This is a genomic window from Aquibium carbonis, from assembly GCF_003970795.1.
Taxonomy (GTDB): domain Bacteria; phylum Pseudomonadota; class Alphaproteobacteria; order Rhizobiales; family Rhizobiaceae; genus Aquibium; species Aquibium carbonis.
Window position 1 is genome coordinate 40,786 of record NZ_RWKW01000055.1, and the last position, 15,755, is coordinate 56,540.

Below are 15,755 nucleotides of genomic sequence, written 5' to 3' on the forward strand. Positions count from 1 at the left end.
GGAGAAGACGATGAACAAGAACATCAAGGCACAGCCCGGATCGGCGGCGATGGCCGCCGCCCTGGATACGCACCGGTGGCGAATCCTTGCCGCTGCGATGGCGACCGCGTCCGTGCTGGCGCTCCTCATGCCGTTCGCAGAACAGGCAAGGGCGGAGACCGCGCACGCGGGCTTTGTCTACACTGCAGACGAGCACGGGAACTCCGTCAGCCGGATAGACCTCGCGTCAGGCAAGGTCGACATCGTTCCGGTCGCCGTCACGCCGCACAACGTCGAGTTCGTGCCGAAGGCGAACAAGGTTCTCGCGGTGGGCACGCCTGTGCAGGACGACAATGGCCACGGACACGGCGAGGCCGAGGACAGGCCTCTGAGAAAGGCGAGGCTATATCGCAAGGATGCCGTGGAGGCATTCCGCCGCGGATACGTGTCGTCGACGGAGGCTGCCACGATCCTTCGCACCCATGCGCGCATCGTGCATCATGAGCTCCGATGGGAAGGAATCCGGGCTTCGCTGCCGTTGCCTCCCGAGCGCTTGGAGGCGTACCTCCACAGGAAGAGCGCCCTGAAATGGTTCCTTCGCGCGGAGGTCGAGGCCCTGGCGTTGAGGGGAGGGATCACGCGAAGGATAAAGAGGGTTCCGCGAACAGGAAATCCGGTTGCGGTGAGCAAAGCCAGTTCGGATCCGGGAAGCAATTCCGCAACCCTTTCAGGGTAGCGTGCGTCCAGGAGGAGCCGTTGCATGCGGGCGCCGTATTCGAACCTTCAGATCGCCATCCATTGGGCAGTCGTCTCCATGATCCTCGTGCAGTGGCTCACGGCGGGTGCTATTCCGCGCACGCACAATCCGCTCCTTCCGGCCGCGCCCGTGGACCTGTTTCTGCATGCGGTCCACAACTACAATGGAATTGCGATCGGCTGCCTCGTCCTCGTCCGGATTGCACTGCGGTTGTCGCGGGGCACCGACGGACCACAGCCTCGCCGCATTCCGATGGAACTGGCGGCGCTCGCGGTTCACTGGGGCATCTACGCCTCCCTGGTCGGACAGGCCGCGACGGGGTTCATCGCCTCGTATCTTTGGGGACCGGCGGCGGGTGTCCACAAAGCGATCTGGAACGTCACCCTCGTTCTGATCGCTTTGCATGTGACGGCTGCCGCCTGGCATGGCTTTCGGCGCGACGGCGTGGTCGGCCGGATGCTGCCCCTATGGACGAGAACGATCAGCGACGAGCGTCAGCGTCCCGTTCGTTGAGGAGGTCGTGGCGTCGACGGATGTCATCCGGCCATTGCGCCTTGATGAAGGAAAGCACGGCAATGATCTCGTCGTCGTCAAGAACGCCTTCGAACGCAGGCATCCGCGTCTTGTAATCCGGCAGGTTCGCCGCGACCCCCACGCCAACCTTTGTGATGTCAAAGAGAAGGCGATCGGGATGATGCCAGGTGTGCCCGGTGGCGTCGTGTGGTGGTGCGAGGGCAAAGCCTTCGGCGTCGCGGCGCTGCCAGTCCTCTGCCTGCCCCTCTAGCGACGCGCCATGACATGATGCGCAATGGATGGCGTACAGCTTCGAGCCTGTGGCAACGACCGAGGCCTCGTCCGGCTTCAGGATCCCGGGGGGCGATGATCGGGCCATCCCCCATACGCCGAGAGCGACAGCAATCGCCAAACCCGTCGCAATCAATCCGATGGCACGGAGCGTCATGCGACGCATCCAGGATCGCTAGTGCTCAAGGTTGCAGCGCTTTTCTGGCCCAAGCAGATCAACTCACCCTCGCCAGCACGCTGAACTGGAACGCCTGCGTCGATCCCCAAGGGGTCTGATGCTCATGCCGCACACTGTTCACGAGCATAAACCGCGGACCGAGCGTCGCGGCGAGGGTTTCAGGGCTGTAGCGCTGCACTGGCAGCCCGCTGCAGCGTTCCGGACCGTCAAGGGCGAAGGTCGCGATGATGGCGTGTCCGGTAACTGAAAGCGCAGCGTTGAGCGTCTCGACATAGGCGGCCCGGTCCGCCTCGTCGGTGAGGAAGTGGAACGCTGCGCGATCATGCCAGACGTCGTATCGCCGTCCGGGTTTCCAGGACGTCACGTTGGCAACGATCCACTCGACGCGATCGGCCTCGCTCCCCGTAGCAGCCTGGGACCGGGTAATCGCCTCCCCCGACAGGTCGAGCACCGCGACGTGTCCGAACCCCAGCCGAAGAGCATGGGTGGCGAGGCGTGACGCCCCGCCACCCACGTCGATCAATGAACCCTTCGGTCCCGGCAAGGCCTTGATCAAATCCAGCGAGACCGTTGGCGTCTCCTCGAACCAGCTGACGCCAGTCTCGCCCTTGTGGACATAGGCCTCGCCCCACTGTCGGCGGTCGACGGGGTCGCTGGGATACACAGCCAGTTCTCTACTTGCGGTTCTTCTCCAGCCAAGCCTGCATTTCCGCGATCTCACGTTCCTGAGCGGCGATGATCGCCTCGGCCAAGAGTTTTGTATCGGGATCGGTGCCGTGTTCAAGCGCGACCTTCGCCATGTCGATCGCACCCTGGTGATGCGGGATCATCTTGAGACGGAAGTCGACGTCCGCGTTGCCCGTATATTCGACGGCCATGCCCTGCATCATGTCCATGTCGGCCTGCTTGAAGGCTTTGGTGGATTCGGAGTCGCCGTCGGCGGGCATCATCGATTCCATCATGGACTGCATCTGGTCCATGTTCATCATCATGCCGCCACCGTGACCGCCGTGGTTCATCTGCGCCCAGGCGACAGCAGTCACCGCGGTCAGCGCGGCTGCCGCCGCGATCGTCTTCAATGTCTTCATGATAGTCTCCTTTGGCATCCTGTCGGGACCGTCGGCAATACGCGCGGGCGGTCCTGGACTCCGTCCGGGGGACGGCATGTGACGAATGTCCGCCTTCCAGCAGGTGGAAGGTCAAGCCCAAGATAGTGCTTGACCTTCCAGTAACTGGAGGCGCGAACGTACGCCATCTGAACAGGAGGCGACGACCATGCCCTCTCACGACCACCATGCCCATCACGCAGCTGCGCCGAACGCCGAAGGAGAGATCGTGCGCGATCCGGTCTGCGGGATGACGGTCGACCCGGGGGCAGGCAAGCCGAGTGCCGAGCACGAGGGACGCGTGTTTCACTTCTGCAGCGCTGGCTGCCGCACCAAGTTCATGGCTGAACCGGAGTCCTACCTGACTGCTACCGATCCGGTCTGCGGCATGGACGTGGATCGCGCGTCCGCCAGACACTTCCATCGCCACGACGGCGACAAGTTCTATTTCTGCTCGGCGGGCTGCAAGGGCAAGTTCGAGGCCGAGCCGGCGCGCTATCTCGGCGATCGGCGCGCCCCGGCGCCGATGCCCAAGGGCACGCAGTACACCTGCCCGATGCACCCGGAGATCGTGCGCGACAAGCCCGGCTCCTGCCCGATCTGCGGCATGGCGCTCGAGCCGATGGGCGTGCCGACAGGCGACGAGGGTCCTAACCCGGAGCTCGTCGACTTCACACGCAGGTTCTGGGTCTCCGCTGTCCTGTCGCTGCCGCTGCTCGTCGTCGCGATGGGCCCAATGCTGGGCGTTCCGGTTCGCGAGTGGATCGGCGAGCCGCTTGCGGCATGGCTGGAGTTGCTGCTCGCGACGCCCGTCGTGCTGTGGGCCGCGATCCCGTTCTTCCACCGTGGCTACGAGTCCTTCATCAACCGAAGCCCGAACATGTGGACGCTGATCTCGATCGGCGTCGGCACGGCCTATCTCTACAGTGTCGTGGCCACCTTCTTTCCTGGCCTCTTCCCGCACCAGTTCCGGGGACATGGCGGGTCGGTGCCAGTCTACTTCGAGGCGGCCGCCGTCATCGTCGCGCTCGTCTTCCTAGGCCAGGTGCTTGAACTGAGGGCACGCGAGCGAACCGGGTCGGCGATTCGCGCGCTGCTCGATCTCGCGCCGAAGACCGCGCGCCGCATCGCCGCCGACGGTTCCGAGGCCGATGTGCCCCTGGACGAGGTCAAGCAGGGCGACCGCCTGCGCGTTCGCCCTGGGGACAGCGTTCCCGTCGACGGCAAGGTCGTCGAAGGCCGCACGTCGATCGACGAATCCATGATCACGGGTGAACCCGTGCCAGTGGAGAAGACGCTGGGCGACGCGGTTACCGGAGGAACTCTCAATCGCAACGGCACGCTCGTGATCACCGCCGAGCGCGTCGGGTCCGAGACGATGCTGTCGCGGATCGTCGAGATGGTCGCCAAGGCCCAGCGCTCGCGTGCGCCGATCCAGGGGCTCGCCGATCGCGTCTCGTACTATTTCGTGCCGACTGTGGTGCTGGTTGCCATCCTTGCCTTCGTCGTCTGGGCCCTGTTCGGTCCCGAACCCAGCATGGTGTTCGCCATCGTGTCGGCCGTGTCGGTCCTCATCATCGCCTGTCCCTGCGCGCTCGGCCTCGCCACGCCGATGTCGATCATGACGGCGACCGGGCGCGGCGCCCAGGCAGGCGTGCTGATCAAGGACGCGGAGGCACTGGAGCGCTTCGCCAGCGTCGACACGCTCATCGTCGACAAGACGGGCACACTGACCGAAGGTCGTCCGAGACTGACGGACGTAATTCCGGCCGAAGGATTCCATGCAGGCCAGCTTCTCTCGCTTGCCGCCTCGCTCGAGCGCGGCTCGGAGCATCCGCTGGCCGAGGCGATCGTCGAAGGCGCATCTGAGCGCGGCGCGACGGTGCATTCGGCCTCCGAGTTCGAGGCGGTCACGGGCAAGGGCGTCAGCGGCACCGTGGAGGGCCGGAAGGTGGCGCTCGGGAATGCCGCCATGATGGCGGACCTTGGCGTCGCCATCGACGGCATCGTCGGACAGGCCGACGCCTTGCGCGCCGAGGGAAAGACCGCAATGTTCGTTGCCGTCGATGGAGCAGTCGCCGGCTTCGTCGCGGTCGCCGATCCGGTCAAGGCAACGACCGTGGAGGCGATCCGTGCCCTGCACGACACGGGCCTCCGCATCATCATGGCCACCGGCGACAATGAGCGAACCGCAAGGGCCGTCGCATCGAAGCTCGGCATCGACGAGGTGCGCGCCGACATGCTGCCGGACGGCAAGCAGCAGCTCATGGAAGAGCTCCAGGCCAAGGGGGCGAAGGTCGCGATGGCGGGAGACGGCGTCAACGACGCGCCAGCGCTCGCGGCAGCCGATGTCGGCATCGCCATGGGGACCGGCGCGGACGTCGCGGTCGAGAGCGCGGGCATTACTCTCGTGAAGGGCGATCTCAACGGTATCGTGCGGGCGCGCACGCTGGCCCAGGCGACGATCCGCAACATCAAGCAGAACCTCTTCTTCGCCTTCGTCTACAACGCGCTCGGCGTGCCCGTCGCAGCAGGCGTCCTCTATCCCGTCTTCGGCACGCTGCTCTCACCCATGATCGCGGCGGCCGCGATGAGCCTTTCGTCCGTATCCGTCATCGCCAACGCGCTCAGGCTGCGCACCGTGCGGCTCGGCTGAACCCATCAGGGAGAACTCGCCATGAACATCGGCACCGTCTCGGTAAAGTCCGGCCTCCCGGCCAAGACAATCCGCTACTACGAGGACATCGGCCTGATCAGGCCGGATCGTCGCGACAACGGCTATCGCGATTATTCGATGGAGGACGTGCATCGGCTGCGCTTCCTCCAGCGCTCGCGCAGCTTGGGCTTCTCCGTTGAGGAATGCCGACAGCTTCTGTCGCTCTACAGCGACCGTGACCGTGAGAGCGCCGAGGTGAAAGCGCTCGCATCGACGAAACTCAGCGAGATCGAGCGCAAGATCGTGGAGCTCCAGGGCCTGCGCGACATGCTCAGGCACCTCGTCGCCAATTGCCATGGAGACAACAGGCCGGAGTGCCCGATCATCGACGGGCTGTCGGGCAAGGCTCCCGTTCACTAACGCGGCAAGGCCGAGGATTCTGCGCCATGACGAACCCAAAGAAAGGACATGGCGCTGCGGTGAGCGATCCACGTTCGCTCATAAACGCCCCGGAGCTCCCGGTGACGATGTTCTCCTTCCTGTTGCACTTCGTCTGGGAGTTTCTGCAGGTGCCGACCTATGCGGGCATGGCAGAGATGGCGCACTGGCAGGGCATCAAGCTCTGCACGTCCGCGACCATCGGTGACGTGGGGTTCGCCCTGACAGCATTCTGGACTGCCAGCCTCGTCGCGAGGACACGTCACTGGATCGGCGACCAGGTCGCGCTTCCGGTTCTCGTCTTCCTCGGGACGGGGATCGCGCTGACCGTCGGCTTTGAGTTCTACTACACCCAGGTCACCCAGCGCTGGACCTATTCGGACCTGATGCCGCTCGTTCCCCCATTCGGGACGGGGTTGAGCCCGCTCCTCCAGTGGATTGTGATCCCGCCGCTAGTTCTGTGGCTCAGTCGACGATACCGGGCCAGCAGTGCTGCCCGGTAGAACTGCGAGTGATCACGTTCCCTCATCTTCGCCCTCATCCGGCCGTTGATGCTTGACTTACGGATGCAACATATGGCGGAAGTGAAGGTATGAAGGATTCGATCAGGCATAGCGGAGTGAGGGGGGCGGTCGTTCGCGCGCTTTTCGCCGTCGCCATGCTCGTCGTTTCCTCGCTTCAGCCCGGCATGGTCGCAATGGCCAAGTCGGCGATGCATCCCGCGCAGACCGAAACGCTGCAGCAGATCGAAGACCACGACCACGATGCCGCTCACGGCGATCATGCCGTCGAACAGCCATCGTCTGCAAATGACGCGAGCCATCACGGCGGCACGACGACCGCGGACCTCTGCTGCGACATGCACTGCATGCCCGCAACCGGAGTGCCGCCCTGCTGGTCCGATCTCGCGCATCCGCCCTCAGGAGCATTCGGTCGTGTCGCATCCGGTGCTTTGACACCGGGCGAGACGCACGGTCTGATCCGGCCTCCCCGAACCTGACCTGACCCGGAGCGCCGTGTGGCGCTGAGGCACCCGTGCGTCCGCGCGCGGTCATCCATCCCGTCAGGTTCAAGGTTTCACATGCGAATTCCAGCGATCGCGGCGCTCTTGGCGTCGCTCTCAGCAGCAGGCTGCGTGGCATCTCCGCCGCCCAACGTGCTGCCTGTCTTCAACCCATCCGATCCTGTCATGGGACTGCGGGATGCCCGGTACACTCCCGTCCTCGGCGATTTCCATCCCCGGCGGCCGACGGGGCCTGAGAACTGGCGGCGGCTGAACGACAACCTGTCGCCCGCGAGCCGGGGAGCAGGCTCATGAGGCGCGCAGTACGCAGCATCGCCGCGCTCGTGGCGCCTCTCGTCGTCTCGGCCTGCGTCACTACCGCGGACGGCTTGGACGATCCGCTCGCCGGCTTCCAGACCGTTTCGGCCAAGACCGCTTCGGTGACGGGCAAGCAAACCGTCTGGGTCCAGTCCAGCGGCGAGGCCCGCGCCCTCGCGGAGCGGGTCACCGCGCTGGTCAGGGGAAAGACGCTCGGACCGGACCTCGCCGTGCAGGTCGCGCTCCTCAACAACAAGGGACTGCAGGCCGCCTATGCCGACGTCGGCATGTCATCGGCCGAGCTGTGGCAGGAGTCTCTGCTGGTCAACCCGCGCGTTTCGGTCGGCATCATGGGGATCAACGCCGGACGCACCGTCGAGACCGCTGTCGTCTCGAACATCCTGGCTCTGGCGACACGGCCCCGCCGCATGGCTGTCGCGGACGCTCGCTTCAGGCAAGCGCAGTTGAGGGCCGCCGAGGCGACGCTAAGGCTCGCCGCGGACACACGCCGGGCCTGGATAGATGCCGTCGCTGCCTGGGAGCGGGTAGCCTACCTCAACCGGGCTCAGGCGGCCGCAGACGCCGCGTCGGCGCTGGCAGAGAAACTCGGACAGACGGGAGCGTTCACAAAGACCGGGCAGGCCCGCGAGCACGTCTTCTACGCCGAACTCGCAGGACAGACGGCAGAAGCCAGGCTGCAGGCACGCATGGCGAAGGAGGCGTTGACGCGGCTGATGGGCCTCTGGGGCTTCGACGTCGACTACAAGGTGCCAAACGCGCTCCCCTCGCTTCCTGCCAACCCGCTGGCCCGCAAGGATATCGAGGCGCAAGCGCTCAGGAACCGTGTCGACCTGGAGATCGCGAAGCTCGAACTCGAGGCGCTCGCGCTGTCCTACGGGCTCACCGAGGCGACCCGCTACGTGTCGGACCTCGAACTCGTGACCGGAGCCGAGATCGAGCGTGAGGAAACCGAGGACGGCAGCACCGAGACGAAGGTCTCGCTGAACGCCGAACTCGAGTTCGTCATTCCGATCTTCGACAGCGGGCAGGCCCGCATGCGCAAGGCGGAACTGGCCTACATGCAGGCCGCCAACCTGCTGGCCGAGCGCGCGGTCAACGTCCGCTCCGAGGCCCGCAGCGCATACGATGGATACCGCTCCACCCACGACATCGCGCGGCACTACCGTGCCAACGTGGTGCCTCTTCGCACGACGATCGAGGAGGAGTCGCTCCTCACCTACAACGGCATGATCACGAACACCTTCGAGCTTCTGGCAGACACCAGGGCGAAGGTGAATTCGATCATGCTTTCCCTCAACGCCAAGCGCCAGTTCTGGCTGGCTGACGTCAATCTCGGCACCGCCGTCCATGGCGGAGGCGGCAGCGCTCCCGCGGGCGGCGGTGCCGAGACGGCGGCTGCCGAAGACGGCGGCGGCGGACACTGACCAGGAGAACGAGACAATGATCACCAGAAGACAGATCCTCGGAGGTGGCGCGTTCCTGGCGAGCGCCGCGGCATGGTCGAAGACGTCGGCCATGGGACTGCCCGACGCGCCCGTCATGGAATCGCCGGACATGCAGCCGCCGATCTTTCCGTCGAGCGGTCCTGACTACCAGCCCGTCGTCACCCTGAACGGCTGGACGCTGCCGCACCGAATGACCGGTGGAGTGAAGGAATTCCACCTCGTCGCCGAGCCCGTCGAGCGGGAACTCGGACCCGGCATGACGGCCTATCTGTGGGGCTACAACGGCCAGTCCCCCGGCCCGACAATCGAGGCCGTGGAAGGCGACCGGGTCCGCATCTTCGTGACCAACAGGCTTCCGGAACACACGACGATCCACTGGCATGGCATGATCCTGCCCTGCGGCATGGACGGAGTCACAGGCTTGACCCAGCCCGGCATCCCGCCCGGCAAGACCTTCGTCTACGAGTTCGATCTCGTGAAGAGCGGGACCTTCATGTACCACCCGCACGCCGACGAGATGGTCCAGATGGCCATGGGCATGATGGGCTTCTTCGTCATCCATCCGAAGGACCCTGCGCTGCACCGCGTCGACCGGGACTTCGTCTTCCTGCTCAACGCCTTCGACATAGAGCCGGGCTCCTACGTGCCCCGGGTCATGGAGATGACCGACTTCAATCTGTGGACCTGGAACAGCCGGGTGTTCCCCGGCATCAGCCATCTGGTGGTCAACAAGGACGACCGGGTACGGGTGCGGGTCGGCAACCTCACCATGACCAACCACCCGATCCACATGCACGGCTACGACTTCGAGGTGACGTGCACGGACGGAGGCTGGGTGAGGCCGGAAGCCCGCTGGCCCGAAGTCTCGATCGACATCCCGGTCGGCGCGATGCGCGCCTACGAGTTCGACGCAAAGTATCTCGGCGACTGGGCGATCCACTGCCACAAGTCGCACCACACGATGAACGCCATGGGTCATGACGTCCCGACCTTCATCGGCGCGGACAAGACCGAGGTCTCCCGGAAGATCCGCACCGTCCAGCCTGAATACATGGCCATGGGCAACCGCGGCATGGCGGACATGGGCGAGATGGAGATGCCGCTCCCCGACAACACCATCCCCATGATGACGGGCTGGGGGCAGTTCGGCGCGATCGAGATGGGCGGCATGTTCTCCGTCGTGAAAGTCCGCGAAGGCATTTCGGCCAACGATTACGCCGATCCGGGTTGGTACGAGCACCCGGAAGGCACCGTCTCCTACGAATGGACGGGCGACGTCCCGGCTCCGGCGAAGGCGGCAGGGGGCGAAACCGTCGCTCCGGCGGCCAAGCCCGGCGACCACTCAGACCACTGAATCAACCAGCAACAAGGACCAAGACATGAAGACGACCACTGCAGCACTCGCAGCCCTCCTTGCCCTCACGGGCGGCGCGCTCGCGGCCGGAAGCCACGCCGGAGGGCATGGCGAGGCGGGCATGATGGCGATCGGCAAGCCGGGCATCGCCGCCGACGCTTCGAGAACCGTCACGATCACGATGATGGAACGGGACGACGGCGGCATGGTGTTCGAACCCGCCTCGCTCGCCGTCTCCGAAGGCGAGACCCTTAGGCTGAAGTTCGTGAACAAGGGCGAACTCGACCACGAGTTCGTGATGGACGTTCACGACGGCATCATGGAGCACAAGGAACTCATGGAGCGCTTCCCCGAGATGGAGCACGACGACCCGAACTCGATCCGGCTCGCGCCGGGCGCGACAGGCGAGATCGTCTGGACTTTCGCGTCGGCGGGCGACTTCGGGTTCGCCTGCCTGATACCCGGCCACTACGACTCCGGCATGAAGGGCGACATCAGCGTCCGCCACTGAACCAGCAACACGGAAAGGAAGACGACATGACGAAGACAAGCATCCTGATCACTGCGGCCGCGGCACTCGCTCTCGGAACCGCGGCGGCAGCCGCGCAAGAATATACGTCCGGCGAGGTGACCAAGATCGACGCCGGGCAGAAGAAGCTCACCATCAAGCACGGCGAACTCACGAACCTCGACATGCCCGCGATGACGATGGTCTTCGTGGTGGCCGAGGATTCGATGATCGAGGAGGTCGAGGTGGGTCAGAAGATCGAATTCACCGCCGACCGGGTCAACGGCCGCATCACGGTCACCGACATCAAGTAGGATGTCAGGGCGCGGGCAGACATGCCCGCGCCCTGACCGGAGATCGAGATAATGATGGAAAACGGCATGGACGGCGGCATGATGTGGGGCATGGGACTGTGGGGCCTCGTCGGCCTCGTGGTAGCCGCCCTCGTGATCGCCGCTCTCGTGAAATACGTGTTCTTCAGATAGGAGACGGACGATGAAGACATTCAACAGGCTTGCCCGCGCCGCGGCCTTCACGGCCCTGGCGCTGATCAGCCAGGCGGCCTGGGCCGCGGGATCGATCAAGGTCCTGAAATCCGCCTCTTGCGGATGCTGCGTGGCGTGGGGCAATCACATGCGAGAAGCGGGCTTCACGGTCGCCGAGCGTGACCTGCCGCTGGCGGACCTCAACGCCGCCAAGGTGGAAGCCGGACTGAAGCCCGGCCAGACATCCTGCCACACGGGACATATCAACGGCTACGTCATTGAGGGCCATGTGCCCGCGCGCGAGGTCAAGCGCCTGCTCGAAGAGCGGCCGGATGCGATCGGGCTGACGGTTCCCGACATGCCCTACGGTTCGCCGGGCATGGGCGACATGGCCGACGCCGATCCGTACGACGTGCTCCTTCTCAAGCGGGACGGCTCGACGGAAATCTACGCCAGCTATCGCTGAGGCGGAGTCGACGCCACCCCCGCCCTGCGGCCATGCGCCCTGAGCCTCAGCGCGTTCCCGAGCACGAACACGCTGGAAAGCGCCATGGCACCCGCGGCCAGCGCGGGTGAAAGCAGGACCCCGTAGGCCGGGTAAAGCGCCCCCGCCGCAACGGGGATGAGCGCCGCGTTGTAGGCGAAGGCCCAGAACAGGTTCTGGCGGATGTTGCGGATCGTGGCCCGCGAGAGAGCGAGCGCGGCGGGCACGCCTTCCAGGCTTCCCGACATCAGCACGATATCCGCCGCCTCGATGGCGATGTCGGTGCCCGTGCCGATGGCGATCCCCACGTCGGCTTCGGCGAGCGCGGGTGCGTCGTTGATGCCATCGCCCACGAAGGCGACGGCCCCGTGTTCGACCTTCAGCTGCCTGACGGCCGCCACCTTGCCGTCAGGCATGACCTCGGCGACAACGTGGTCTATGCCGAGCTTTCGGGCGATGGCGTCGGCCGTGCGCCTGCTGTCGCCAGTCACCATCGCGACCTTCAGGCCAAGCGCATGCAGCGCCGCCACGGCCTGCGGCGTGGATTCCTTCACAGGGTCAGAAACTGCCATCACTGCGGCGATCCTGCCGCCCACGGCGACGTAGAGCGGCGACTTCCCTTCGTCGGCGAGCCGCTTGGCATCTGAGTCCAGCGCGGAAGGGTCGAGTCCGAGCCAATCCATGAAGCGTGAGGAGCCCACTTCGACGCGTTCGCCCGCGACTGTGGCCGTGACCCCCAGTCCGGTGATGGAGTCGAAGCCGTCGGCCTCCCGGACCGCAAGACCCCGCCCTGCTGCCGCGCCGACGATGGCGCGTGCGACAGGATGCTCGGACTTCGCCTCGACGGCGGCGGCCAGAGCTAGCACGTCATCGTCCAGAAATCCTTGCGTAGCCCGCAGATCGGTCAGGACCGGCCGCCCCTCGGTCAGGGTCCCGGTCTTGTCAAGCGCGATCACCCGGGCGTCCCGCAGCGACTGCAGCGCTTCGCCCTTCCGGAACAGCACGCCCAACTCGGCGGCGCGGCCGGTCCCCACCATGATGGAGGTCGGGGTCGCGAGACCCATGGCGCAGGGACAGGCGATGATGAGGACCGCGACCGCGTTGACCAGAGCGAAGGTCAGGGCTGGTTCCGGTCCCAACAGGAGCCAGGCGACAAAGGTGAGCGCCGCGAGGCCCATGACGGCGGGCACGAACCACATGGTCACCTTGTCGACCATGGCCTGGATCGGCAGCTTGGAGCCCTGCGCCTGCTCGACCATGCGCATGATACGGGACAGGACCGTGTCGGCTCCTACCGCAGTGGCGCGAAACTCGAACGCACCCGTCTGGTTCACCGTGCCTCCCGTGACCGGACTCCCGTCCCGCTTGGCCACGGGCACGGGCTCGCCCGTCACCATGGATTCGTCGACATAGCTCTCGCCGGACACGACCTCGCCGTCGACGGGCACGCGCTCGCCAGGGCGAACCTCGACCACGTCGCCGGGGACGACTTCCGCTATGTCGATTTCGACGTTGCCCTGTCCGCGCCTTACCCGCGCCGTCTTCGGCTGAAGCCCCGCCAGACGCCGGATCGCCTGCGACGTGCGGCCCTTCGCGCGCGCCTCCAGGTAGCGGCCGAGCAGGATCAGCGTGACGATCACTGCCGCGGCCTCGAAGTAGACGTTCACGGTTCCGGCTGGCAGCAGGCCGGGCGCAAAGGTCGCGACGACCGAATATATGTAGGCCGCCGACGTGCCGACCGCGACCAGCGAGTTCATGTCGGGCGCGAGCCTGAGGAGGGCCGGAAATCCCTTCTCGTAGAAGCGCCGTCCCGGAAATGCGAGCACAAGCGTCGCGAGGATGAACTGGACCTGCCAGCTTCGCTCCATCCCGAGCGTCGCGTGGACGAGGTCATGGACGGACTGGAAGAGGTGCGAACCCATTTCCAGGACGAAAAGCGGAACCGTCAGGCCTCCTGCGACGAGGAGATCCCGGCGAAGTGCAGCGGTCTCAACATCGCGCCGCGCCTCCATCTCGTTAGTACCACTGCCGGCAGCCCCGATGACCGTGGCATCGTAGCCGACATCCTCGACCGCCTTGCGCAGGGCCGCGGCGTCCGCGATGCCCGTGACCGTCGCCCGTTCCGTCGCCAGGTTGACGCTGGCGGTGGTCACGCCCGGGACGGCGGCAAGCGCCCGTTCGACCCTGCCCACACAGGACGCGCAGGTCATGCCTTCGACGGCAAGCTCGACGGTCGCAGAGGGCACGCCATAGCCGACCTCTTCGACGGTCTGAGCCAGCTTCACCCTGCTGACCGACGGCGCTGCCTCGACCTCCGCCGTTTCGGTGGCGAGGTTCACCCGGGCTTGGACGACGCCATCGACGGCTTTCAACGCCCGCTCCACGCGGCCGACGCAAGAGGCGCAGGTCATGCCCTCGATGGCGATGGTAAGAGTTCTGACGCCCTCGGTCAGGCGAAGCGGCGCGTTCATCGATGTTCCTTCAGGTCGGATTCCGTTGTCGCCGCGACAGATGGGCCTTCCAGCATCTGGAGGGTCAAGGTCAAAGGCGATGAAAAAAGCCGCTTGACCTTCCAGATGCTGGAAGCCGGATGAAGGGCGCATCCGCTCAAGCCACGAAGGAGACCCGGATGCGATTCCACATCGAGAACATGACCTGTGGCGGCTGCGCCCGGAGCGTCACGAAGGCCGTCGAAAGCGTCGACCCGAAGGCGAGGGTCGACGCCGATCCCGTCACGAAGACGGTGACCGTCGAATCCTCCGCATCGACCGACTCTATCTCCAGGGCGCTCGCCGACGCCGGCTATCCAGCTTCAGCCGCGTGACCGCCGCCTCGTCCCGTCCGGAACAACATCCGGGGCGGGACGGTTTCAACATGAAAGGATACCTGAATGTCGTCCGCTGCCGCACGCAAGGCCGAACTCTACCGGATGGTCACCCCAGAGCACACCTGCCCCTGGGGCCTCAAGGCGCTCGACCTCCTGAAGCGGGAAGGATTCGAGGTCGAGGACCATCACCTGACGTCCCGCGCCGAGACCGATGCCTTCAAGTCCGAGCACAAGGTGGACACCACCCCCCAGTCCTTCATCGGTGGCCGCCGCATAGGCGGCTACGACGATCTGCGGGCCTGGCTCGGCAAGGAGGTGAAGGACAAGGACGCCGTCACCTACACGCCCGTCATCGCGCTCTTCGGCATGGCGTTCGCCATGGCCCTGGCAGCCAGTTGGTCGGCATACGGAAGCTTCGTGACCGTTGCTGCCGCCGAGTGGTTCGTGGCCTTCGCCATGTGTCTGCTCGCACTCCAGAAGCTGAAGGACGTCGACGGCTTCGCGACAATGTTCCTCAACTACGACCTGCTTGCGCAGCGCTGGGTTCCCTATGGACGGGTCTACCCGTTCGCAGAGGGGCTCGCAGGCGTGCTCATGGTCTCCGGCGCGATGATGTGGGTATCCGTCCCGGTCGCGCTCTTCATCGGCGGCATCGGCGCGGTATCGGTCTTCAAGGCCGTCTATGTCGACAAGCGCGAACTGAAGTGCGCCTGCGTCGGCGGCGACAGCAACGTTCCCCTCGGGTTCGTGTCGCTGACCGAAAACCTGATGATGGTCGGCATGGCCATCTGGATGATCCTCAAGCCCGCGGGCCTGGGGCACTGACATGGAGAAGACTGAGATGGAGCACGATCACCGGAAACACGAAGACCGCGGCCACGGCCGCCCGTACCTCATGTTCTGGGTGAACATGATCCTCGGGCTCGTCGTCATGTACGTCGTGATGTTCACGATGATCGACGGCATGGGCGACTTCAGGAACAACCTGAACATGTTCTACATGGCGGTGACCATGTGGGCGCCAATGGGCATCTTCATGCTGGCGACCATGCCCGGCATGTTCCCCAACCGACAGGCGAACGTCGCACTCTACGTCGCCTTCGCGCTCCTGACGGCAGGCTCCTTCTGGGCGACGCGCGCGCAGGCTCTCATCGACGACCGCCAGTTCATCGCATCCATGATCCCGCATCATTCCGGCGCGATCCTGATGTGCCGGGAGGCCAAACTTTCCGATCCTGAACTCGTGACACTCTGCGGCGAGATCACGAAGGCACAACGCGAAGAGATTAACCAGATGGAAGCGATTGCGGCGCGGCTGCGCTGAGTTCTTGGGCATCGAACCATCGATAAGGTCCTGGATGCTCCTAACGTTATGGCCTTACCGATTGCTTC

The 15,755-nt window shown here is 65.2% G+C and carries 18 protein-coding genes; 14 read left to right on the plus strand and 4 right to left on the minus strand.

The annotated features are described in order from the left end of the window. Positions 1–10: 10 nt before the first annotated feature. On the plus strand, positions 11–715 hold the full coding sequence (locus EJC49_RS15370) for a YncE family protein (protein ID WP_126700821.1): 705 nt from the start codon (positions 11–13) through the stop codon (positions 713–715). Positions 716–739: 24 nt separating this feature from the next. Then, positions 740–1,249 carry a cytochrome b gene (locus tag EJC49_RS15375; RefSeq protein WP_126700822.1) on the plus strand — a complete coding sequence of 170 codons (510 nt, stop codon included), beginning with the start codon at positions 740–742 and terminating at the stop codon, positions 1,247–1,249. Here the strand turns inward: EJC49_RS15375 and EJC49_RS15380 are convergent. Genes EJC49_RS15380 through copM form a run of 3 tightly spaced genes read right to left on the minus strand, consistent with a single transcriptional unit; the run spans position 1,218 to position 2,806 of the window. Further along, the gene (locus EJC49_RS15380; protein ID WP_170314729.1) at positions 1,218–1,697 is read right to left on the minus strand and encodes a c-type cytochrome; all 480 of its coding nucleotides are present in this window, start codon (positions 1,695–1,697) and stop codon (positions 1,218–1,220) included. The two genes, EJC49_RS15375 and EJC49_RS15380, sit on opposite strands and share 32 nt — an antisense overlap. A 58-nt stretch (positions 1,698–1,755) precedes the next feature. After that, positions 1,756–2,382 (minus strand): class I SAM-dependent methyltransferase, encoded by a 627-nt coding sequence (locus tag EJC49_RS15385; RefSeq protein WP_126700824.1) that lies wholly within the window; start codon positions 2,380–2,382, stop codon positions 1,756–1,758. Positions 2,383–2,392: 10 nt separating this feature from the next. Beyond that, a complete protein-coding gene (gene copM, locus EJC49_RS15390) occupies positions 2,393–2,806 on the minus strand; it encodes a CopM family metallochaperone (RefSeq protein WP_126700825.1) in 414 nt (137 codons plus the stop codon). Between the two features lie 187 nt (positions 2,807–2,993). Between copM and EJC49_RS15395 the strand changes: the two genes are divergently transcribed. From EJC49_RS15395 to EJC49_RS15435, 9 genes are all read left to right on the plus strand, one after another. Beyond that, positions 2,994–5,480 (plus strand): heavy metal translocating P-type ATPase, encoded by a 2,487-nt coding sequence (locus tag EJC49_RS15395; RefSeq protein ID WP_126700826.1) that lies wholly within the window; start codon positions 2,994–2,996, stop codon positions 5,478–5,480. 21 nt (positions 5,481–5,501) lie between these two features. Further along, positions 5,502–5,900, plus strand: coding sequence for a Cu(I)-responsive transcriptional regulator (gene cueR, locus EJC49_RS15400; protein WP_126700827.1), 399 nt, complete (start codon positions 5,502–5,504; stop codon positions 5,898–5,900). 26 nt (positions 5,901–5,926) lie between these two features. Further along, positions 5,927–6,421, plus strand: a complete 495-nt coding sequence (locus tag EJC49_RS15405) for a hypothetical protein (RefSeq protein ID WP_245453416.1) — start codon at positions 5,927–5,929, stop codon at positions 6,419–6,421. A 194-nt stretch (positions 6,422–6,615) separates the two neighbouring features. Next, on the plus strand, positions 6,616–6,918 hold the full coding sequence (locus EJC49_RS15410; RefSeq protein ID WP_148106302.1) for a hypothetical protein: 303 nt from the start codon (positions 6,616–6,618) through the stop codon (positions 6,916–6,918). Between the two features lie 314 nt (positions 6,919–7,232). After that, the gene (locus EJC49_RS15420; RefSeq protein ID WP_126700830.1) at positions 7,233–8,684 is read left to right on the plus strand and encodes a TolC family protein; all 1,452 of its coding nucleotides are present in this window, start codon (positions 7,233–7,235) and stop codon (positions 8,682–8,684) included. 16 nt (positions 8,685–8,700) lie between these two features. Next, positions 8,701–10,059: a multicopper oxidase family protein gene (locus EJC49_RS15425; protein WP_126700831.1), complete on the plus strand. Its 1,359-nt coding sequence runs from the start codon at positions 8,701–8,703 to the stop codon at positions 10,057–10,059. Between the two features lie 25 nt (positions 10,060–10,084). Continuing rightward, complete coding sequence (locus EJC49_RS25705; RefSeq protein ID WP_170314730.1) at positions 10,085–10,570, plus strand: cupredoxin domain-containing protein; 486 nt, start codon at positions 10,085–10,087, stop codon at positions 10,568–10,570. 26 nt (positions 10,571–10,596) lie between these two features. Next, a complete protein-coding gene (locus tag EJC49_RS25710; protein WP_170314731.1) occupies positions 10,597–10,881 on the plus strand; it encodes a copper-binding protein in 285 nt (94 codons plus the stop codon). A gap of 181 nt (positions 10,882–11,062) precedes the next feature. Further along, positions 11,063–11,518, plus strand: a complete 456-nt coding sequence (locus EJC49_RS15435) for a DUF411 domain-containing protein (protein ID WP_126700832.1) — start codon at positions 11,063–11,065, stop codon at positions 11,516–11,518. On the opposite strand, the gene EJC49_RS15440 is transcribed toward EJC49_RS15435, so the two are convergent. Continuing rightward, positions 11,509–14,007 carry a heavy metal translocating P-type ATPase gene (locus tag EJC49_RS15440; protein WP_126700833.1) on the minus strand — a complete coding sequence of 833 codons (2,499 nt, stop codon included), beginning with the start codon at positions 14,005–14,007 and terminating at the stop codon, positions 11,509–11,511. The genes EJC49_RS15435 and EJC49_RS15440 overlap by 10 nt on opposite strands. A 158-nt stretch (positions 14,008–14,165) precedes the next feature. Between EJC49_RS15440 and EJC49_RS15445 the strand changes: the two genes are divergently transcribed. The 3 genes from EJC49_RS15445 to EJC49_RS15455 all read left to right on the plus strand — a co-directional run bounded on the left by EJC49_RS15445 (position 14,166) and on the right by EJC49_RS15455 (position 15,687). Next, positions 14,166–14,360: a heavy-metal-associated domain-containing protein gene (locus EJC49_RS15445; RefSeq protein ID WP_126700834.1), complete on the plus strand. Its 195-nt coding sequence runs from the start codon at positions 14,166–14,168 to the stop codon at positions 14,358–14,360. Between the two features lie 66 nt (positions 14,361–14,426). Then, positions 14,427–15,188 carry a MauE/DoxX family redox-associated membrane protein gene (locus EJC49_RS15450; RefSeq protein ID WP_210211805.1) on the plus strand — a complete coding sequence of 254 codons (762 nt, stop codon included), beginning with the start codon at positions 14,427–14,429 and terminating at the stop codon, positions 15,186–15,188. Position 15,189: 1 nt separating this feature from the next. Then, positions 15,190–15,687: a DUF305 domain-containing protein gene (locus EJC49_RS15455; protein WP_126700835.1), complete on the plus strand. Its 498-nt coding sequence runs from the start codon at positions 15,190–15,192 to the stop codon at positions 15,685–15,687. Positions 15,688–15,755: the final 68 nt, after the last annotated feature.